Consider the following 17,731-nt stretch of genomic DNA (forward strand, 5'->3'; position numbering starts at 1 on the left):
CAAAACCCGCGTCGACCTGCATGCCCGGGGCATACGCCTTGCCCGGGGCATACGCTTTGTCCGGGCCCGCCAGCAATTACGGCGTGCACCCAATCAGGTTTTCCAGTGCAAGCCGCAGGCCGGGGAACAGATTGCAACCGGCGTTGCATTGCCTGACGCTCCTGCCGCCGGGCTGCAAAAAACGCAGCCAGCGCCATCGAGGATCCCCCTCCCGGCATTTTGGTTTAGCCGCCAGGATACCATAATTTGCCGGCATCCCGTCTGCAACGCGCCACTTGCCGCCATTGGCTGCGCCGCCGGGGCACATACAGTTTCATAAAGATTATCAAGTTAAATTGTCCCTGTGGAATAAAGCGCCGTGTCAAATTGCCGATAAGAAAGAAGTGCAACGATGCATCCCTTCCGGCATGGAGAGCAAAATATGTTTAAAGAGTGCAGCATTAAATGGAAAGTTCTTGGCGTAGCCCTGATCGGCCCGCTGGTGATCGCCGCGATCATGGCATGGGAGCGGGTGGACGACATCCATAGTGGCGCGGAAGAAGCTATTGTGGAAAAAAGCCGCACCATTGTGCTGATGGCTGAAGCTATCCGCAATGAAATGGGCCACAAGCTTGAAATAGGGATAATGAAGCCCTTTGACCAGTTGCCAGCCGACAAGGTTCTTGATGCTGTACCGGTTGTTACGGCCATGCGCATGGCCGCCCAAAATTCAAAGCAGGCTGGCTACGAATTCAGGGTCCCCAAGGTGCAGCCCCGCAACCCCGTCAACACGCCCACGGAGCTTGAGCTCAAGGTGCTGAAGCAGCTTGAGGAAAAAGGGCTTTCGGAAGTTGTCATCCGTGAGCACGACAAAATACGGTTTTTCCGGCCAATCAGGCTCACCAAGGAATGCCTTTTTTGCCACGGCAACACCGCTGGTGATAAAGACGTTGTAGGCGGCACCAAGGAAGGCTGGAAAGAAGGTGAAATCCACGGGGCCTTTGAAGTTATCAGCTCGCTGGAAAAAGCCAACACCCAGACTGATATGGCCAAAATCAACGTCACAATGTGGACAGCCGGCACGCTTGCCATACTGGCAGCATGCGCCTGGATACTGCTGCGAAGCGGCATTATCAACCCGCTTGAGCGTATCCGTAAATTTGCCGCCGCTGTTGCTCAGGGCGATCTTAAAGCCCGCCCTGACGGCGAATTTCATGCCGAGCTTTCTGATGTAAAAGAAGCCATTGAAACAATGGTGGACAACCTCAAGGTCAAGATGGACGAAGCCGAGGACAAGGGCAAAGAGGCCGCCGCGCAGGCTGTCCGCGCAGAAAATGCCCTTGTCGAGGCAAACCAGCAGGGAGAACGCGTTTCAACCCTGCTGGGCCAGATGCAAACCGTTGCCCGTCAGGCCATAAAGATCGCGCAGCAGGTTTCGCAGTCGGCAGAAGCCCTTGCCACGCAGGTTGGCCAGGTTACCGCCGGGGCCAGGCAACAGCAGACCAGATCCTCTGAAACCGCCACGGCTATGGAAGAAATGAACGCGACTGTTCTTGAGGTTGCGCGCAGCTCTGCCAGCTCTGCTGCCAGCGTTGATCAGGCGCGCACCATGGCCTCGCAAGGTGAACGTGTGGTCATTGAAGCTGTAGAGGCCATACGCGCAGTGCGCACCCAGACCAGCGAGCTGCAGGGCACCATGTCCTCGCTTGGCAGTCAGGCCGAAGGCATCAGCCGTATCATGAACGTCATTTCCGACATCGCGGACCAAACCAACCTGTTGGCGCTCAATGCCGCCATTGAAGCGGCTCGCGCGGGCGACGCCGGTCGTGGTTTTGCGGTTGTTGCCGACGAGGTGCGCAAACTGGCGGAAAAAACAATGTATGCCACCAATGAGGTCGGCTCCGCCATCCAGTCCATCCAGACTGGAACGCAAGCCAGCCTGCAAGGCATGGAAAAAGCCGCCCAGGCCGTGGAACAGGCCACATCGCTTGCAAACCAGTCGGGCGAAGCTCTCAAGCAGATTGTCGTCCTTTCGGAAGACAACTCCGACCAGGTTCGGTCGATTGCCACCGCTGCCGAGCAACAGTCCGCCACCAGCGAAGAGATCAACCGCGCGGTCGAGGACGTCAGCCGCATTGCAACCGAAACCGTCGACGGCATGGCGCAAGCCAACGCGGCGGTGGCTCGCCTTGCGGAGCTTGTGCGCGATCTGGAAAACCTCATCGACAAGCTTGAAGCAGCGGGCAAAGGCGACAACATGTAAAGGCGGCAACCTGTCAGTCCGCCTGAGTACTTGCGGACCATGCATAAAAACGGGCGACTGTGCATATTCTGTCTGCCCCGGCCATATTCCACCCTGTTCATAAGCAAAAACGGCGAGTTACTGTCAAAGGTAGCTCGCCGTTTTCTTTGCATATACCAAAGACGTAACGTCAACTTTCACTGCGGGATCACGCCGTTATATCCGCTGTGCTGCATGTGCAAGCACCGGCAGGAAATGCGGGATTTTTTTGAATCTTGCGTGTTACTTTTTTTAAAAAAATAATATTTCATGTTGATAGTCTGTAAAACAAGCCAGTTATAAATTCTCAATCGTATATCATGCGTGGTTTTGCGCACTTTTGTGAGCGGATGCACTTTCAGATGGATAATTAATGTATTAATATGATTGAAAAAAAAATGCCTTTAATTGTACATTTTTGAACAGAAGCATGTATTTTTTTTAACAATTATTGACACAATCTTTTGGGTAGAGTAGTATTTAACATAATTTATAAATTCACAATCGACTATTGCTTTAATCGTTTGTGGATTGATCAAGTATATCTTTTCGTAAATTTTATTCCTATTACAAGGAAAAATTTATGTCTAGCACCGAACTTGTTGATATCGTCTACATCATGGCGTTCTGTCTTGGCGGCATGAGCTTTGCCCTCGGCCCTTTTGTCATTGTATTTTTTCTTGCGCCCCGTATTACGCGCAACACCGTGGGCAAAACACGGCAAATAGTTGAATGCGGCATTGACCCCATTGGTGACGCCTGGATCAAATTTGGCGCTGTGTACTATATGTACTCGCTGTTGTTCCTCGCCTTTGCGGTTGATATTCTCTTTCTCTTTCCTGTTGCTGTTATCTACAACAAAGCCTCGCCTGTCAGCGATTTTTTGACCTTCGCGGAAGTATTTCTGTTTGTGGGCATTCTGTCCCTTGTCATTGTCTATGCGTGGAGAAAGGGAGTGTTCCAATGGCAACGGAAAATATATTTGGATCGGTAGTCCACTTTTCGAAGCTCGATGTGCTGCTTGACTTGTGCCGTGCCAACTCGCTCTGGCCCATGACCTTTGGCCTTGCCTGCTGCGCCATTGAAATGATGGCAACCGGCGCGTCCCGTTTTGATCTGGCACGGTTTGGGGCTGAGGTGTTCAGGCCGTCGCCGAGGCAAAGCGACGTGATGATCGTTTCTGGCACCATCAATAAAAAGATGGCCCCGGCCGTGCAGATTCTTTACGACCAGATGCCCGAACCCAAGTGGGTCATCGCCATGGGCAACTGCGCCATTTCCGGCGGGCCATTTGTGTACGAGGGCCAGTACGGCGTTGTGGAAGGCGTGGGCAAGCTGTTTCCTGTGGACGTGTTTATTCCCGGCTGCCCTCCCCGGCCTGAAGCGCTTATCGAAGGTATTCTCAAGCTTGAAGAAAAGCTCACCGGCACCCGCCGCTGGCCGGTGGTGACGCCCCCCGGGCTGCCCGGCCCCGCTGCGGCGCAGGCCGAACGGGCCAAAACCGCAGCCTCGGCGCTAACTGCACAGGATGAGGCGGGAGGGCAACAATCATGAACGCGGATACCCTTAACGCGCAGCTGGCAGCCTTGCCCGGAGCCGTGTTGCGCGCCACCGAACACGCGGCTGTAGGTTACGACCTCTCTACGACGCTGCCGGAAAGCTCGCTGATCGCCGCCGTAACCATTATGGACAAGGCCGGATACTTTATTGAAGGCATGACCGGGGTGGATTGGCTTGGCGAATGCGAGGCCCTGCGCAAAGAGGCCGAAGCCAAGGCCCAAAAGGCCGCCGAAGCCGCGGCCGCCAGCAGGGCTGATGCCGACGCGCCGGGGGCTGACGCCGCCAGGCCCGCCCCACCGGCTGAAACCCAGGAGCAGGGTTGCCCCCCGCAGCAAGACGAGCTTGAAGTGGTGTACGACTTCAACCTCTATGCCGCCCGCCACCGGGTATGCCTGCGGGTGCGCACGCCGCGCGCAAACCCGCTGATCCACACCATTGCCGAAATATACCCCATAGCCCACTGGCACGAACGCGAAATACACGAGTTCTTTGGCATCGTCTTTATCGGGCATCCATACCTTATCCCCCTGCTGCTGCCCGAAGACGCGGAATACCACCCATTGCTCAAGGACTACAGCGCATGAACTATCTTGCCCAAAGTCCCACCGACGAGCGGTTTGTTCTCAACCTTGGCCCGCAGCACCCGGCCACGCACGGCGTTTTGCGCGTCAAGATGGTCATGGACGGCGAGTACATCGTGGAGGCCGAGCCTGTGCTTGGCTACATCCACCGCATGCACGAAAAAATGGCCGAAAACCGCACCTGGGCGCAGTTTATGCCCAACACGGGCCGCATGGATTACCTGCATGCCCTGGCGTACAACCACGGCTACGCCTGCGTGGTTGAGCGGGCCGCCGGCATTGAAGTGCCGGAACGCGCCGAGTTTATCCGCGTAATCACCAACGAGCTGAACCGCGTTTCAAGCCATCTCCTCTGGTTTGGGGCCTTTGTGCTTGATCTTGGCGGTTTTTCGCCGCTCTTGTACGCCTTTGACGATCGCGAGCAGATACTTGACCTGCTCGAAGCTGTCACCGGCTCGCGCCTCACGTACTGCTACTTTCGCTTTGGCGGCGTGTACAACGACGTTGACGACGCCTTTGTCACAGGCACGCGGGCCTTTATTGCGCGCATGCGCGAACGCCTGCCCATGTATCACGCCCTTGTCTCCCAGAACCTCATTATCCAGCAGCGCCTTGTGGACGTGGGCATCGTACCCGCCGAGATGTGCCGCAAATACGGCGCAACCGGCCCTGTGGCGCGGGGCGCGGGCATTGCCTTTGACGTGCGCAAGCACGAGCCATACGGCGTCTACGACCGCTTCGACTTCGACGTGCCGGTGTACCCCGAGGCCGACTCCATGGCGCGCTACAAGGTGCGCATGGACGAAATTGAGCAGAGCCTGCGCATCATTGAACAGGCGCTCGATCAGCTGCCCGGAGGGCCGGTTATGGCGGCCAAGGTTCCCAAAACCGTCAAGCCGCCCAAGGGCGACTATTATCATGCGGTGGAGACGGCGCGCGGCCTTTTGGGCATCCACGCCGTCAGCGACGGCAGCGGTACTCCCTGGCGGCTCAAGTGGCGCACGCCCTGTTTTTCAAACCTGCTCGTTTTTGGCGAGGCCAGCAGAGGAATGCTGCTGCCAGACGCCCTGGCGCTGCTCGGCAGCCTTGATCTGGTTATTCCCGATATTGACCGCTAAGGAGAACAGCCATGACGTTTTACTCCGAAATGCTGCGTCTTCTTGGGTATCTGGTAGGGTTCCTTGTCTTTGTGGCGCTTAACGCCGCCTACCTTGTGTGGGTTGAGCGCAAGGTGGCAGGGCACATACAGCGGCGCGTAGGCCCCAAGGAAGTTGGCCCTTATGGCCTGCTGCAGCCGATTGCCGACGGCCTCAAGCTTATGGCCAAGCAGGTGTTCATCCCCAAAGATGCCGACGGCGTGCTGTTTTGCCTCGGCCCCGTGCTGGTGATGACCCCGGCCTTCATGAGTTTTGTGACCATCCCCTACACCGAGGGCCTTGTGGCGCGCAACCTCAACCTGGGGCTGCTGGCCATCTACGCCTTTGCCTCGGTAAACGTGCTGGGCCTGCTGCTGGGGGCCTGGGGCTCGCGCAACAAGTACGCCGTTATCTCCGCAGCGCGCGTGGTCTCGCAAAACGTGGCCTACGAAATACCCATGCTGCTGATTGTGGTGAGCCTCGTGATGGTGACCGGCACCCTCAACCTCAGCGAAATCGTGGGCACGCAGTCCGGCGGGTTCTGGCACTGGAACGTGCTGCGCCTCTCGGCAAGCCCGCTCATGCCCGTCTCGTTCATCATCTTTTTTATCTGCATGCTGGCAGAGACAAACCGCGCCCCCTTTGACATGGCCGAGGCGGAAAGCGAGCTCATCGCGGGAGCGTTTACGGAATACTCGGGCATGGGCTTTGGCGTGTACTTTATGGGCGAGTACGCCAACGTGGTGGTGGGCGCAAGCCTGCTCACCCTGCTGTTTCTTGGCGGGTGGGATTGCCCGCTTGGGCTGTGGCCGGGGGCGCACTGGTTTGCCATCAAGCTCTACGCGGTCATTTTTACCGTCATATGGGTACGCTGGACGTTTCCGCGCACCACATTTTACGGCCTGCTCAACCTTTCGTGGAAGGTGCTCATACCAATTGCGCTCGTCAATCTTGTCATTACCAGCGCGCTGCTCAAGGTGCTGTAGCATGAACGCATACTTTAAAAATATCTTTGCTGGCGGGTGGAGCCTCTGTGTGGGCATGGGCATAACGCTGCGCTATTGTTTCAAGCCGGTGGTCACAAAGTCGTACCCGCGCGAGGTGCTGCCCATACCGCCGCGCTACAGGGGCCACATCGACCTTGTATACGACCCCGAAACCGGCACGGACAGGTGCATAGTGTGCGGGTCGTGCCAGAAGGCCTGCCCCTCGGGCTGCATCGAGCTTGCTGGCGAAAAGCTGGAAGGAGCCAAAAAAAAGACCCTCACGAGCTACAAACTCAATTTTACCAAGTGCAGCCTGTGCGGCATGTGCGTGGAATCGTGCCCCACCAACGCGCTCACCTTTTCTCATGACTACAATCTGGCCGGTTTTGACGAGGCGGAGTACCACTTTGACCTTGTACGGCGGCTCAAGGAGCGTCCCTGATGTTGAGTCATGAAAGTATGCAAACACTGGCTGAGGGCATCTTCTGGTTTTTTGTGCTGGTGACCTTTTGCGGCGCGATACTGGCTGTTTCCGCGCGTACGCTCATACGCCGCGTGGCCGGGCTTGCCCTGTGCTTTACCGGCGTGGCCGGGCTTTACTACTACCTGTCGAGCCCCTTTGTGGCCTTTATGCAGATGCTTGTGTACGTGGGCGCGCTGTGCGTCACCATAACCTTTGCCATCATGCTGGCCGAAACCTCGGACGCCAACCGCGCCCCGCGCCGTCACAGGCTCAACATGGCTCTTGGGGCGGCGGCCAGCTGCACCATCACAGCCGTGCTGGCGGCGCTGTCCATCACAGCCCCCTGGCCCGACACGCCGCAGGCGCAGACCGAGGGAACCATCGAACGCATAGGCCAATCGATGCTGAGCACGTACTCCTTGAGCTTTGAGCTTATTTCCGTGGTTCTGGTGGTGGCAATGGTGGGGGCGCTCGCCCTGGCCCGCCACGGGAGGGACAAGTGATGCACTACGCCAGCCTGAGTCAGCATCTTGAAACCTATCTGGTTATCGGCGCGGCCCTGTTTGGTCTGGGGCTGTTTGGCATGGCCATGCGCCGCACGTTCATAGGCATGCTCATCGCCTCCGAGCTCATCCTCTGCGGGGCCTCGGTCAACTTTATGGCCTTTGGGCGATTTTGCGCGCCGGATACGGCAACCGGGCAGATCGCCGCCCTGTTTGTCATGGCCATCGCGGCGGCGGAAGCGGTTATTGTGCTTTCCATCATCATTGCGGTGTACCGGCTGTACCGATCTGTTGAAACAGACGCGCCGTCAGACCTCAAAGGGTAAGGGGAACAGCGTATGGATATTGTTGAATCCGTCAGACCCCTGGCCGCCATACTTACAGCACTGGTCGGCGCGTGCCTGATAATGCTGGCAGGGCGTCGGCCCAACCTGCGCGAAACGGTTTCGTTCGTCACGGCGGCGGTCATGTTCTGCATCATCGTCTCCATGATCGGCGATGTCGCGCCCGCCCCCCTGGGTCGCGGCCATACGCTGCACCTTACGGTTTTTGCCATTTTGCCGGGGCTGTCGGTGAGCTTCAGGGCCGATGCCTTTTCCATGGTTTTTGGGCTGGTCGGCTCGTTTTTGTGGGTCATCACCGTTTTTTACGCGGCTGGCTACATGCGGGGCCTCAACGAGCACGCCCAGACGCGCTTCAGCGCCTGTTTTGCCCTGACGCTCTTTGGAGCCATGGGCGTGGCCTTTGCCGACAACCTGTTTACACTCTACCTGTTTTATGAAGTGGTGAGCATTTGCACCTACCCCCTTGTGGCCCACCATCAGGATGCCGAGGGATACGACGGCGCGCGCAAGTACATTGTGTACCTCACCGCCACGGCCAAAGGCCTGGTGCTGCCTGCCATGATCGTTATCTACGTGCTGACGGGCAATCTGGACTTTGCCCACAACAGCCATTCGGGCATCCTGCAAGGCGGGGCCAGCGATGCGCTGGCAACCGTGCTGTACGTTTGCTGCATTCTGGGTTTTGCCAAAAACGGCATCATGCCCTTTCACCACTGGCTGCCGGGGGCCATGGTCGCTCCCACGCCTGTCTCCGCCCTGCTGCACGCGGTGGCGGTGGTCAAGGTGGGCGTGTTCTGCACCACGCGCGTCATGCTGTTTGTGTTTGGCACAGACCTGATGAAGGCCCTCAATCTGGGCATACCCACGGCCTACTTTGTGTCCTTTACCATTCTTGCGGCTTCGATCATCGCCCTGACCAAGGACAACCTCAAGGCGCGGCTGGCGTATTCCACGGTAAGCCAGCTTTCGTACATCATTCTGGGCGTGGCCCTGCTGACGGTGGACGGCATACAGGGCGGCATCGTGCATATCGCCAACCACGCCTTTTCAAAGATCACGCTCTTTTTCTGCGCCGGCGCGATCTACGTGGCAACGCGCAAAAAGTGCATTTCTGAAATGAGCGGCCTTGGCCGCACCATGCCCTTTACCTTCGCGGCCTTTGCCGTGGCCTCGCTTTCCATGATCGGCGCGCCGCCTGTGGCCGGTTTTGTAACCAAGTGGAAGCTGCTGGTGGGCGCCATGGAAATGCCCACGCATTCCATGGGCATATTGCTGGTGCTCCTGGCAAGTACGCTGCTGAACGTGGCCTACTTTGCGCCGGTGACCTACAAGGCATTTTTTGGCAAACGGCCAGAGGGCGAAGAAACGGGCATCCGTGAAGCCCCGCTGAGCATGGTTGTGCCCATCCTCATAGCGGCTGGCGTTTCCGTGTTCATTGGCATTTACCCCGATGCCATCATGTCCTTCGTGAAGGTGGTGACAGGATGATAGTGAACATCATCGAATTTTTCCGCGCCCGGCTCAAGGCGACCATCCGCGTGTGCCTGGTCGTGCTGGCGGCACTGGTGGCATGGGACGCCCTGTTTGTTTCAAAAGAGCATGTGCACACCTTTGTGGAGCGCATACCCGGCTTCTGGGCCGTGTTCGGCTTTGTGGCCTGCGTTGTGATTATCATCGTTTCCAAGTGGTTCGGCCATTTGGGCATCATGACCCGCGAGGATTATTACGATGACTGAATCATGGATCCACCCCTCCGCCGTTCTGTTGCTGGGCGCGGTAATACTGCCGCTGCTGCCCAGGGCCGTACGCCGCGTTTTTATCGTACTTGTGCCTGTGCTGGCCTTTGGCGCGGTGTTGCTCATGCAGGGACACAACGGCGTGTACGGCGTTGTGCCGTTTATGAACTGGGAGCTGACCTTCGGCAGGGTTGACGCGCTGAGCTTGGTCTTTGCCTACATCATGACCCTCATGTGCCTGATCGGCTCCATCTACGGCCTGCATGTGGAGGAAGCCGCGCAGCACTCCGCCGCATGGATCTACGTGGCGGGCTCGCTGGGCGTTATCTTTTGCGGCGATTACCTGACGCTCTTCCTCTTTTGGGAGATGATGGCCTTTTCGTCCGTATTTCTGGTGTGGTTCAGGCGGCGCAAGCAGTCGCTGGCCTCGGGCTACCGGTATCTGCTGGTGCACACCGCAGGCGGCCTGCTGCTGCTGGCGGGCCTTGTGCTGCGCTACAAGGCCACGGGCGACCTCAATTTTGGACCCATCGGCGTGGCCGACCCGCAGCTGTACACCTACCTGATCATGGCCGGGTTTATCCTCAACGCGGCCGTGCCGCCCCTGCACGCCTGGCTGCCCGACGCCTACGGCGAGGCTACGGTGACGGGCGCGGTGTTTATGTGCGCCTTTACCACCAAAACCGCCGTGTACGTGCTGGCGCGCAGCTTTGCGGGCATGGAAATACTGGTGCCGCTTGGCGTGTGCATGGCCCTGTACGGCGTTGTGTACGCCGTGCTTGAAAACGACGCACGCCGCCTGCTGGCCTACCACATCATCAGCCAGGTGGGCTACATGGTGGCCGCAGTGGGCATAGGCACGCCGCTGGCCATCAACGGGGCCTGCGCCCACGCCTTTGCCCACATTCTCTACAAAGGGCTGCTGTTCATGGGCTGCGGCTCGGTGCTGCACATGACGGGCGTAAGCAAGTTTACCGAGCTCGGCGGCCTGTACAAAAAAATGCCCAAAACCTTTGTGTTTACACTGGTGGGCGGGCTTTCCATCTCGGCCTTTCCGCTGTTCAGCGGTTTTGTGACCAAGGCCATGATCGTGGCCGCCGGATTTGAAGCCCACAACTACTGGGCGGGCTTTTTGCTCACGCTGGCCTCGGCGGGCACATTTTTGCACACGGGCCTGAAGGTTCCGTACTTTATCTGGTTTGGCAAAAACAACTGCTCGCAGAAAACATGGGAGCGCGCGGGCGACCCGCCGCTCAACATGCAGGTGGCTATGGCCGTGGCGGCATTTTTGTGCATCTTTATCGGCTGCTATACGCCCTACCTTTACGACATGCTGCCCTTCCCCGACGTGGCGGCGCAGTACCACCCCTACAGCGCGGCGCATATCTCTGAAACTTTGCAAATACTGCTGTTTACGGCGCTGGGCTTCTTTTTGCTGCTCAAAAAGCTTACGCCAGAGCCCACCATCAGCCTGGATCTCGACTGGTTTTACCGCATGGGCGGCAGGCTGTTTTACTGGTTTGCGCGCAAGCCCGTGCAATCGGTGGACAACGCCGTGGGCGAAGCCTGGAACCGTCAGGGCATAGTGCCGCTCATGCGCACGGCGCGCTTCTGGTCATGGTTTGACTGGCACGGCATTGATACTGTGGTTGACGGTACGGCCCGCGGCGTGCGCGCCCTTGGCGGGGTGTTGCGGCTGGTGCAGAGCGGCAGCCTGCAAATCAACATCATTTCCATGGCCGCAGTGGTGGCCCTGGTGCTCACGCTGCTGGCTTTTGTCTGAGCCGCGCAGAAAGGAGATCGCCGTAATGGATTTTCTGAGCATGAACACCCTGGGCTACCCCATCCTCAGCATTCTTGTTTTTCTGCCGTTGGCAGGGGCTGTCATTGTGACCCTGCTGCCGACAGAAAACAGCGTGAAGATGTGGACGCTCTTTGTCACGCTGGCAAATGCCGTCATTTCGCTGCCGCTGTTTATGCGGTTTGACCCCACATCCGCCTTGTACCAGTTTGCGGAGCACCACCCGTGGATTGAGAGCTTCAACATCAACTACACCCTGGGCGTGGACGGCATTTCGCTGCTGCTGATAATGATGACGACCCTTATCATGCCGCTGTGCGTGCTTGGCTCGTGGCGGTACATCAAAACCCGCATCAAGGAATTTATGGTCTGCCTGCTGGTCATGGAAACATCCATGCTCGGCGTGTTCATGGCGCTGGATATGGTGCTGTTTTACGTGCTGTGGGAGGCCATGCTCATACCCATGTACCTGCTCATCGCCGTCTGGGGCGGCCCGCGCAAGAGCTACGCTTCCATCAAGTTCTTTTTGTACACGCTTGCTGGCTCGGTGTTTCTGCTGGTGGCCATTGTGGCCCTGTACATCAATCAGGGCACGTTCAGCATACCCGCGCTCATGGGCCAGCAGTATTCCGAGCGCTTCCAGCTGCTGGTGTTTCTGGCGTTTTTTATAGCATTTGCCATCAAGGTTCCCATGTTTCCCTTCCACACATGGCTGCCCGCAGCCCATGTGGAGGCCCCGACCGCAGGCTCGGTGATTCTGGCCTCGGTGCTGCTCAAGATGGGTACATACGGTTTTTTGCGCTTTTGCCTGCCCATTACGCCCGGGGCGGCCATAGGCCTGCTGCCCGCCCTGCAGTGGCTCTCCATCGCCGGCATCATCTACGGCGGCCTGACGGCCCTTGCCCAGCAGGACATGAAAAAGCTCATCGCCTACTCCAGCGTTGGGCATATGGGCTTTGTGACTCTGGGCATATTTGCCCTCAACCAGCGCGGGCTTGAGGGCGCGCTGCTGCAGATGATCAACCACGGCGTCACCACCGGAGCGCTGTTTTTGTGCGTGGGCATGGTCTACGAGCGCTCGCACAGCCGCGAGCTTGCCGACGCCGCCGGGCTGGGCAAGTTTATGCCCATCTACGTGACGTATCTGACGTTTTTTTCGCTGTCGTCGCTGGCCTTCCCCGGCACAAACAGCTTTGTGGGCGAGTTTCTTATCCTCGCCGGAGCCTTTTTCAACAACAAGATTGTGGCAGTATGCGCCGTGCCGGGGGCCATACTTGCGGCGGCGTACATGCTGCGCATGCTGCAGCGGGTAATCTGGGGCGGCACCAACAACCCCGACCAGTCGCATATGAACGATCTGGGCTGGCGAGAGGCCGTAACCCTTGCCCCGCTGCTGGTGTTTGTTTTCTGGATCGGCCTGGCCCCGGAACCTTTTTTGCGCGTCATGAGGCCGAGCCTTGACCATCTGCTGGCGCAGACCGGCTACCATGCCACAAGCGCGCTGGCTCTTGCGGAACTTGTCGCGCGTTGACCGAACCCCAAGCTCAGACATAAGGCCTAAGCATGAACGCACATCTTTTTGCACCGGAACTGGTTCTTCTTGCAGGCTGCCTGCTGGCATTCTGCATGACAATGACGGAATCCCGGACGCAAACCCTGCGCCTGGTGGTTCTTTGCGTGGGGGCGGCCTTTGCCGTCGCCTCTTTCGCCAGCCTGTTTGCCAAGGGAACCCTGTTTTACGGAGCCTACAAGGTTGACCTGTTTTCGCAGCTGGTAAAATGCGTAATGTCTGCGGGCTTTACGCTCATGCTGCTTTTTGGGGCGGACACCAAGGGTATTTCTGTACGCATGCGCCCTGAATATTATTTCTTTTTGCTCTCAAGCCTGTTGGGGCTGACATTGCTCTCAAGCAGCGTGGAGCTCATCACCCTGTTCATCGCCCTTGAGCTGTCGTCGTATTCGCTCTACCTGCTGGTGCCCATGCGCACGCCCTCGGACAATATGCGCGCGCCCATGGAGGCGGCCATCAAGTATCTGCTGTTTGGCGTAACGGCCTCGGGCATCATGCTCTTTGGCATGAGCTGGATTTTTGGCATAGCGGGCAGCACCTATCTTGAGCAGATACTGCCAGCCATGCGCTCGGCCCTGTCGCATGCTGACAGCCCGCATGCCTTTGGGGCGCAGGCTGCCGCGCTGGTGGGCCTGCTGATGCTGTTTTGCGGCATGTTTTTCAAGCTGGCGGTGTTTCCCTTTCACTTTTGGGCGCCCGACGTATATCAGGGCGCGTCCAACGACACCACGGCCTTTATCGCATCCATTCCCAAAATTGTGGCTGTGGCCGTGCTGGCGCGGTTCTGCTCGCTGGCCTTTCCCGGCGAGGGGCACATTGCGCTGCTGCTGACGGGGCTTTCCATCGCCTCCATGTTTTACGGCAACCTCACGGCCCTGGTGCAGACAGACGTAAAGCGCATGCTGGGCTTTTCGGGTATTGCGCATGCCGGGTATATCCTCATGGGCATGGCCACCATGCAGGGCTGGGGCATCGCCACATCGCTGTACTACGCCACAGGCTATCTGTTCATGATGCTGGCTGCCTTTCTGGTGTTGTGCACTGTCTCCCCTGACGGCAAAAACCTGACCGTCAGCGATCTGAACGGCCTTTCGCGGCGATCCCCCATGCTGGCCTTTGTGCTTGGCGTAAGCATGTTTGCCCTGGCGGGCATTCCGCCCTTTGTGGGCTTTATGGGCAAATTTCTGCTGCTGACCGGCGCGTGGCGGGCGGGGCATACGGCGCTGGTGATTATTGCGGCCATCAACACGGCCATCGGCATCTACTATTATCTGCAGGTGGTGCGCGCCGCGTACACAGAGGCGGCCCCGCACAATGCCGAGGCCATTATACCGCACGCAGGCGCGCGCATGGCGGGCATATGCCTTGTTGGCCTGTTGCTGGCGCTGGGCATAGCGCCCGAAAGCATGATCCGGCTGGCTACGGAAGCAGTGCTGGCGGCCTGGTAGCCAGACAGGGACAATCCGCACAAAAACCTGCGACATCGGCCCGTGAACAACCAGCATGCGGCTGTAACGACAGACGCAGCTGGCATACCCACCGAGAGACATCGTGACAGTACAGCGCCTGGTTCGCCCGGCAGCATAAAAGGAATTGGGCCTTCAGCCCAATTCCTTTTTGCGTGTGGACCAACGCCCGACGGGCTATCCGCCCCGTAACAAAAAACTGGTCCGCCTTCGGCAGCAATTGCCAGAAAGCGGACCAGTCACAACGGTGAACACCGTTTGTTACAACACTATGCTAATCACACACGCCTTCGTGTTCCGGGCCTTCAGGAACCGTGCAGGCCTGCTGCCGTTTACCGGTTCCGTTGCATTCAAAACACTTGGAGTCATCTTTGTTCTTGCCGCTGCCGTGGCAAGCCGGGCACTTGGTGTACTCGTCTTCTTTCATTTTCTGGGCCATCTCAGATTCCTCCTTTGAGAGTTGTGCTCTATACAGATTGTTAGCACCTCGACCACGAGGGCACAAGGCCGACCTTATGCTCTGGAGCGGCGCAAACCGCTCAGGCATTGCCGATCAGCAGACCGGTGAGAAAAACAAGAACGCCCCCCAGCACCACCTGCAAAGCGGCGGAAAGCACAGGGGTATCCATGTACCGCGACCGTATCCAGGTTATCGAGGCAAGTTCCAGCACCACCACGGCCAAGGCCGCCATGAGCGCCGTATGATAATTGACGATAAGAAAGGGCAGCGTATGCCCTATGCCGCCGAGGGTCGTCATGAGGCCGCACACAAGGCCTCGCACCCAGGGGTGCCCACGGCCTGTTATGCTGCCGTCGTCTGAAAGCGCCTCGGCAAAGCCCATGCTGATGCCCGCGCCCAGCGAGGCTGCCAGGCCCACCAAAAAAGCCTGCCACGTATCCTGCGTAGCCGCCGCAGCCGCAAAGACTGGCGCGAGGGTGGACACGCTGCCGTCCATAAGCCCGGCCAGCCCTGGCTGTATGACCTGCAGGGCGTAAAGGCGGCGCTGCGTGGCTTTTTCCGAGTCCACAGCCTCGGAGTTCAAATGCTCGCGCGAAAGCCGCTCGGCGTTGACCTCATGCCTGCGCTCGGCCTGGGCCAGATCGTCCAGCAGCAGACGTATCTCGGCATCTGTAGCTCTGGCGGCGGCTTTTTCATAAAACTGCCGGGTCTCATACTCCATTGAAGCTGTAAACCGGCGCACGGCCTCAAGGCCCAGAGGCCGCACAAGCCACAGCGGCTTGCGCTGCACAAAGCCTTTTACATCCTGCCTGCGGATAAGGGGGATATGCCCGCCGAACTTTTTGCGGCACAGATCTGTAAGCTTTTGGCGATGCACGGTTTCTTCCGCGCCCATGCCGGAAAGCAGCGCCGCAGTGGCCGGAAAGTCGTCTCGCAGGGCATCGGCAAAGTCCGCGTAGATGCGCTCGTCTTCTTCTTCAAGCGAAATGGCCAGAGCCAGAATTTCCTGCTCACTGAGATCAACAAATTTTTTCATGATTCCTTACCACTACGGCAGCTCTCTTCATAAGGCAGGACAAGCCCGCATCAACGCCTTACGCCCTCACGCGCCGGCGCCGGACTGATGCCAGCACCGGCGCGTGGAGTTGTTTTGCGCCGCTAAAGGCGACTAAAACTCCGCGTCAATATCCACAATGCCCGTCACCTTGTGGTTCACGAACTCCTTGATGCCCAGCCCGATCAGCTCGCGCCCGTAGCCGGAGCGCTTGATGCCGCCAAAGGGAATATCCGCCTTGACCATGGTGGGGTGGTTTACAAAAACCATGCCCGTTTCAATACGGTCAGCCACTGCTCTGGCGTGTTTTGCGTCTTTTGAAAACACCGAGCCGCCCAGCCCAAAGGGGGTGTCGTTGGCGATGCGCACGGCGTCATCGTCATCCCTGGCGCGGAATATCATGGAAACAGGACCAAAAAACTCCCACAACCTCGCCGGGTTGGCATCGGCCACGCCGGTAAGGATGGTCGGCTGCACAAACGCGCCCCTGACCGGAACCTTGGGCCCAACCTGCTGCGCCTTGGCCCCGGCGGCCACGGCCTTGGCTATTTTGCCGCGCACAAGGTCAGCCGCGCCCTGGGACGAAAGCGGCGCCAGCGTGGTGGCAGGGTCCATGGGGTCGCCAGCCTTGAGCGCTGCGACGCCCTTGGTGTATTTTTCCATAAACTCGTCGTAAATTTCGTCGGCCACTATGATGCGCTTGGACGAAACGCAGACCTGCCCGGCGTTCCAGTGCCGCCCAAACACCGCCCAGTTCACGGCTTTGTCCACATCCGCATCGGCCAGCACCACAAAGGCATCCGACCCGCCGAGCTCAAGCGTGGATTTTTTCAAAGCTCTGGCCGCCTGCGCGGCAACCACCGCGCCAGCTTCTTCCGAACCGGTCAGGGCCACGCCGTGCACGCGGGGGTCGTTAAGAATCATCTCGATCTGCTCCCTGGTGGGGTACAGATTGATAAACGCCCCGGCGGGCAGCCCGGCCGCATGCATGAGCTTTTCAAACCGCGCTGCGCTTTGCGGCACATTGGAGGCGTGCTTGAGCAGCATGGTGTTGCCCGCGGAGAGCTGCGGGGCAAGGATGCGGGCTATCTGATAGTAGGGGAAGTTCCACGGCTCAATGGCCAGCAGCACGCCCAGAGGCTCGTGCGTAACCCAGACCTCGCCCTCGGCCGCGTCGCTCAGGGGCAGCTTTTCGGGGGCGAGCAGCTTTTGGGCATTTTGCGCATAGTATTCAAATATTCTGGCCGAAAGTTCCACCTCTGCCCGTGCTTCGCCAATAATTTTGCCCATTTCAAGGGTCAGCAGAGCCGCGTGCTCTTCCATGCCCGCCCGCAGCAGGTCGGCCGCCTTTTGCAGTATTTTTGCTCTTTCCCCAAACGAGGTTTTGCGCCACTGCAAAAAAGCGCTGTGAGCGCTTGCTATGGCTGCGGTTACTTCCGCATCGGTTGCTTCGGGAAAGGTCTTGAGGGTTTCGCCCGTGTAAGGATTGACTGTTGCGTATGACATTGTCTGCCTCAAATTTGCTTCGCGCCCGGCCAGATCTCCAATGGAAACCTATGGTCAAAAACGTGTATATGGGTCTGTTTCAGGCGGCTTGCGCCACCTGCCTTTTTTCCTGTCAAAAATCAGTTAACACCGAGAGCTGGTTTGGCAAGATGTCTATTGAAATTAATTATCAATAAATTATTGAGGTCAGGGACTACCCGCAACGCAGGCAATTCAGCATGCCCGGCGCATGCACAGCAATGGCGGCGGATTGGCGGCGAATTGGCAACGGACTGGAATGGCTGGCATAACCGCGCCACGCAAAA

At 58.3% G+C, this 17,731-nt stretch carries 17 protein-coding genes; 14 read left to right on the plus strand and 3 right to left on the minus strand.

Features of this window, described 5'->3' with window-relative positions; translation table 11 throughout:
- Nucleotides 1-421 precede the first annotated feature (421 nt).
- The 14 genes from DDIC_RS08365 (at nt 422) to DDIC_RS08430 (ending at nt 14,388) form a co-directional block, all read left to right on the plus strand.
- Nucleotides 422-2,242, plus strand: a complete 1,821-nt coding sequence (locus DDIC_RS08365) for a methyl-accepting chemotaxis protein (protein ID WP_168732506.1) — start codon at nt 422-424, stop codon at nt 2,240-2,242.
- Nucleotides 2,243-2,843: 601 nt separating this feature from the next.
- Nucleotides 2,844-3,254, plus strand: a complete 411-nt coding sequence (locus DDIC_RS08370) for an NADH-quinone oxidoreductase subunit A (protein WP_136400017.1) — start codon at nt 2,844-2,846, stop codon at nt 3,252-3,254.
- Nucleotides 3,224-3,814: an NADH-quinone oxidoreductase subunit B gene (locus DDIC_RS08375; RefSeq protein WP_136400018.1), complete on the plus strand. Its 591-nt coding sequence runs from the start codon at nt 3,224-3,226 to the stop codon at nt 3,812-3,814. Before DDIC_RS08370 ends, DDIC_RS08375 begins: the two co-directional genes overlap by 31 nt.
- Nucleotides 3,811-4,404 carry an NADH-quinone oxidoreductase subunit C gene (locus DDIC_RS08380; protein WP_136400019.1) on the plus strand — a complete coding sequence of 198 codons (594 nt, stop codon included), beginning with the start codon at nt 3,811-3,813 and terminating at the stop codon, nt 4,402-4,404. The genes DDIC_RS08375 and DDIC_RS08380 overlap by 4 nt, the downstream gene beginning before the upstream one ends.
- Nucleotides 4,401-5,519, plus strand: a complete 1,119-nt coding sequence (locus DDIC_RS08385; RefSeq protein WP_136400020.1) for an NADH-quinone oxidoreductase subunit D — start codon at nt 4,401-4,403, stop codon at nt 5,517-5,519. The genes DDIC_RS08380 and DDIC_RS08385 overlap by 4 nt, the downstream gene beginning before the upstream one ends.
- A gap of 11 nt (nt 5,520-5,530) precedes the next feature.
- Nucleotides 5,531-6,523: an NADH-quinone oxidoreductase subunit NuoH gene (gene nuoH / locus DDIC_RS08390; protein ID WP_136400021.1), complete on the plus strand. Its 993-nt coding sequence runs from the start codon at nt 5,531-5,533 to the stop codon at nt 6,521-6,523.
- A gap of 1 nt (nt 6,524) precedes the next feature.
- Entirely contained in the window at nt 6,525-6,965 is a 441-nt protein-coding gene (locus tag DDIC_RS08395) for a NuoI/complex I 23 kDa subunit family protein (protein ID WP_136400022.1), read from the plus strand.
- A 17-nt stretch (nt 6,966-6,982) separates the two neighbouring features.
- The gene (locus DDIC_RS08400; protein WP_168732507.1) at nt 6,983-7,489 is read left to right on the plus strand and encodes an NADH-quinone oxidoreductase subunit J family protein; all 507 of its coding nucleotides are present in this window, start codon (nt 6,983-6,985) and stop codon (nt 7,487-7,489) included.
- Nucleotides 7,489-7,815 (plus strand): NADH-quinone oxidoreductase subunit NuoK, encoded by a 327-nt coding sequence (gene nuoK, locus DDIC_RS08405; protein WP_136401073.1) that lies wholly within the window; start codon nt 7,489-7,491, stop codon nt 7,813-7,815. The genes DDIC_RS08400 and nuoK overlap by 1 nt, the downstream gene beginning before the upstream one ends.
- A gap of 12 nt (nt 7,816-7,827) precedes the next feature.
- Nucleotides 7,828-9,321, plus strand: a complete 1,494-nt coding sequence (locus DDIC_RS08410) for a monovalent cation/H+ antiporter subunit D family protein (RefSeq protein WP_136400024.1) — start codon at nt 7,828-7,830, stop codon at nt 9,319-9,321.
- Nucleotides 9,322-9,323: 2 nt separating this feature from the next.
- On the plus strand, nt 9,324-9,569 hold the full coding sequence (locus DDIC_RS08415) for a hypothetical protein (RefSeq protein WP_211088864.1): 246 nt from the start codon (nt 9,324-9,326) through the stop codon (nt 9,567-9,569).
- Complete coding sequence (locus DDIC_RS08420) at nt 9,562-11,352, plus strand: Na(+)/H(+) antiporter subunit D (RefSeq protein WP_136400026.1); 1,791 nt, start codon at nt 9,562-9,564, stop codon at nt 11,350-11,352. The genes DDIC_RS08415 and DDIC_RS08420 overlap by 8 nt, the downstream gene beginning before the upstream one ends.
- 25 nt (nt 11,353-11,377) lie before the next feature.
- Complete coding sequence (locus DDIC_RS08425; protein WP_136400027.1) at nt 11,378-12,901, plus strand: NADH-quinone oxidoreductase subunit M; 1,524 nt, start codon at nt 11,378-11,380, stop codon at nt 12,899-12,901.
- Nucleotides 12,902-12,933: 32 nt separating this feature from the next.
- On the plus strand, nt 12,934-14,388 hold the full coding sequence (locus tag DDIC_RS08430) for an NADH-quinone oxidoreductase subunit N (RefSeq protein WP_136400028.1): 1,455 nt from the start codon (nt 12,934-12,936) through the stop codon (nt 14,386-14,388).
- A gap of 292 nt (nt 14,389-14,680) precedes the next feature.
- Here the strand turns inward: DDIC_RS08430 and DDIC_RS08435 are convergent, their stop codons facing one another.
- The 3 genes from DDIC_RS08435 to DDIC_RS08445 all read right to left on the minus strand — a co-directional run bounded on the left by DDIC_RS08435 (nt 14,681) and on the right by DDIC_RS08445 (nt 17,426).
- The gene (locus DDIC_RS08435) at nt 14,681-14,845 is read right to left on the minus strand and encodes a chaperone protein (protein WP_136400029.1); all 165 of its coding nucleotides are present in this window, start codon (nt 14,843-14,845) and stop codon (nt 14,681-14,683) included.
- A 100-nt stretch (nt 14,846-14,945) separates the two neighbouring features.
- A complete protein-coding gene (gene mbfA / locus DDIC_RS08440; protein WP_136400030.1) occupies nt 14,946-15,902 on the minus strand; it encodes an iron exporter MbfA in 957 nt (318 codons plus the stop codon).
- Between the two features lie 132 nt (nt 15,903-16,034).
- A complete protein-coding gene (locus tag DDIC_RS08445; protein WP_136400031.1) occupies nt 16,035-17,426 on the minus strand; it encodes an NAD-dependent succinate-semialdehyde dehydrogenase in 1,392 nt (463 codons plus the stop codon).
- Nucleotides 17,427-17,731 lie beyond the last annotated feature (305 nt).

Origin of the sequence: Desulfovibrio desulfuricans, assembly GCF_004801255.1 — a bacterium.
Classification (GTDB): domain Bacteria; phylum Desulfobacterota; class Desulfovibrionia; order Desulfovibrionales; family Desulfovibrionaceae; genus Desulfovibrio; species Desulfovibrio desulfuricans_C.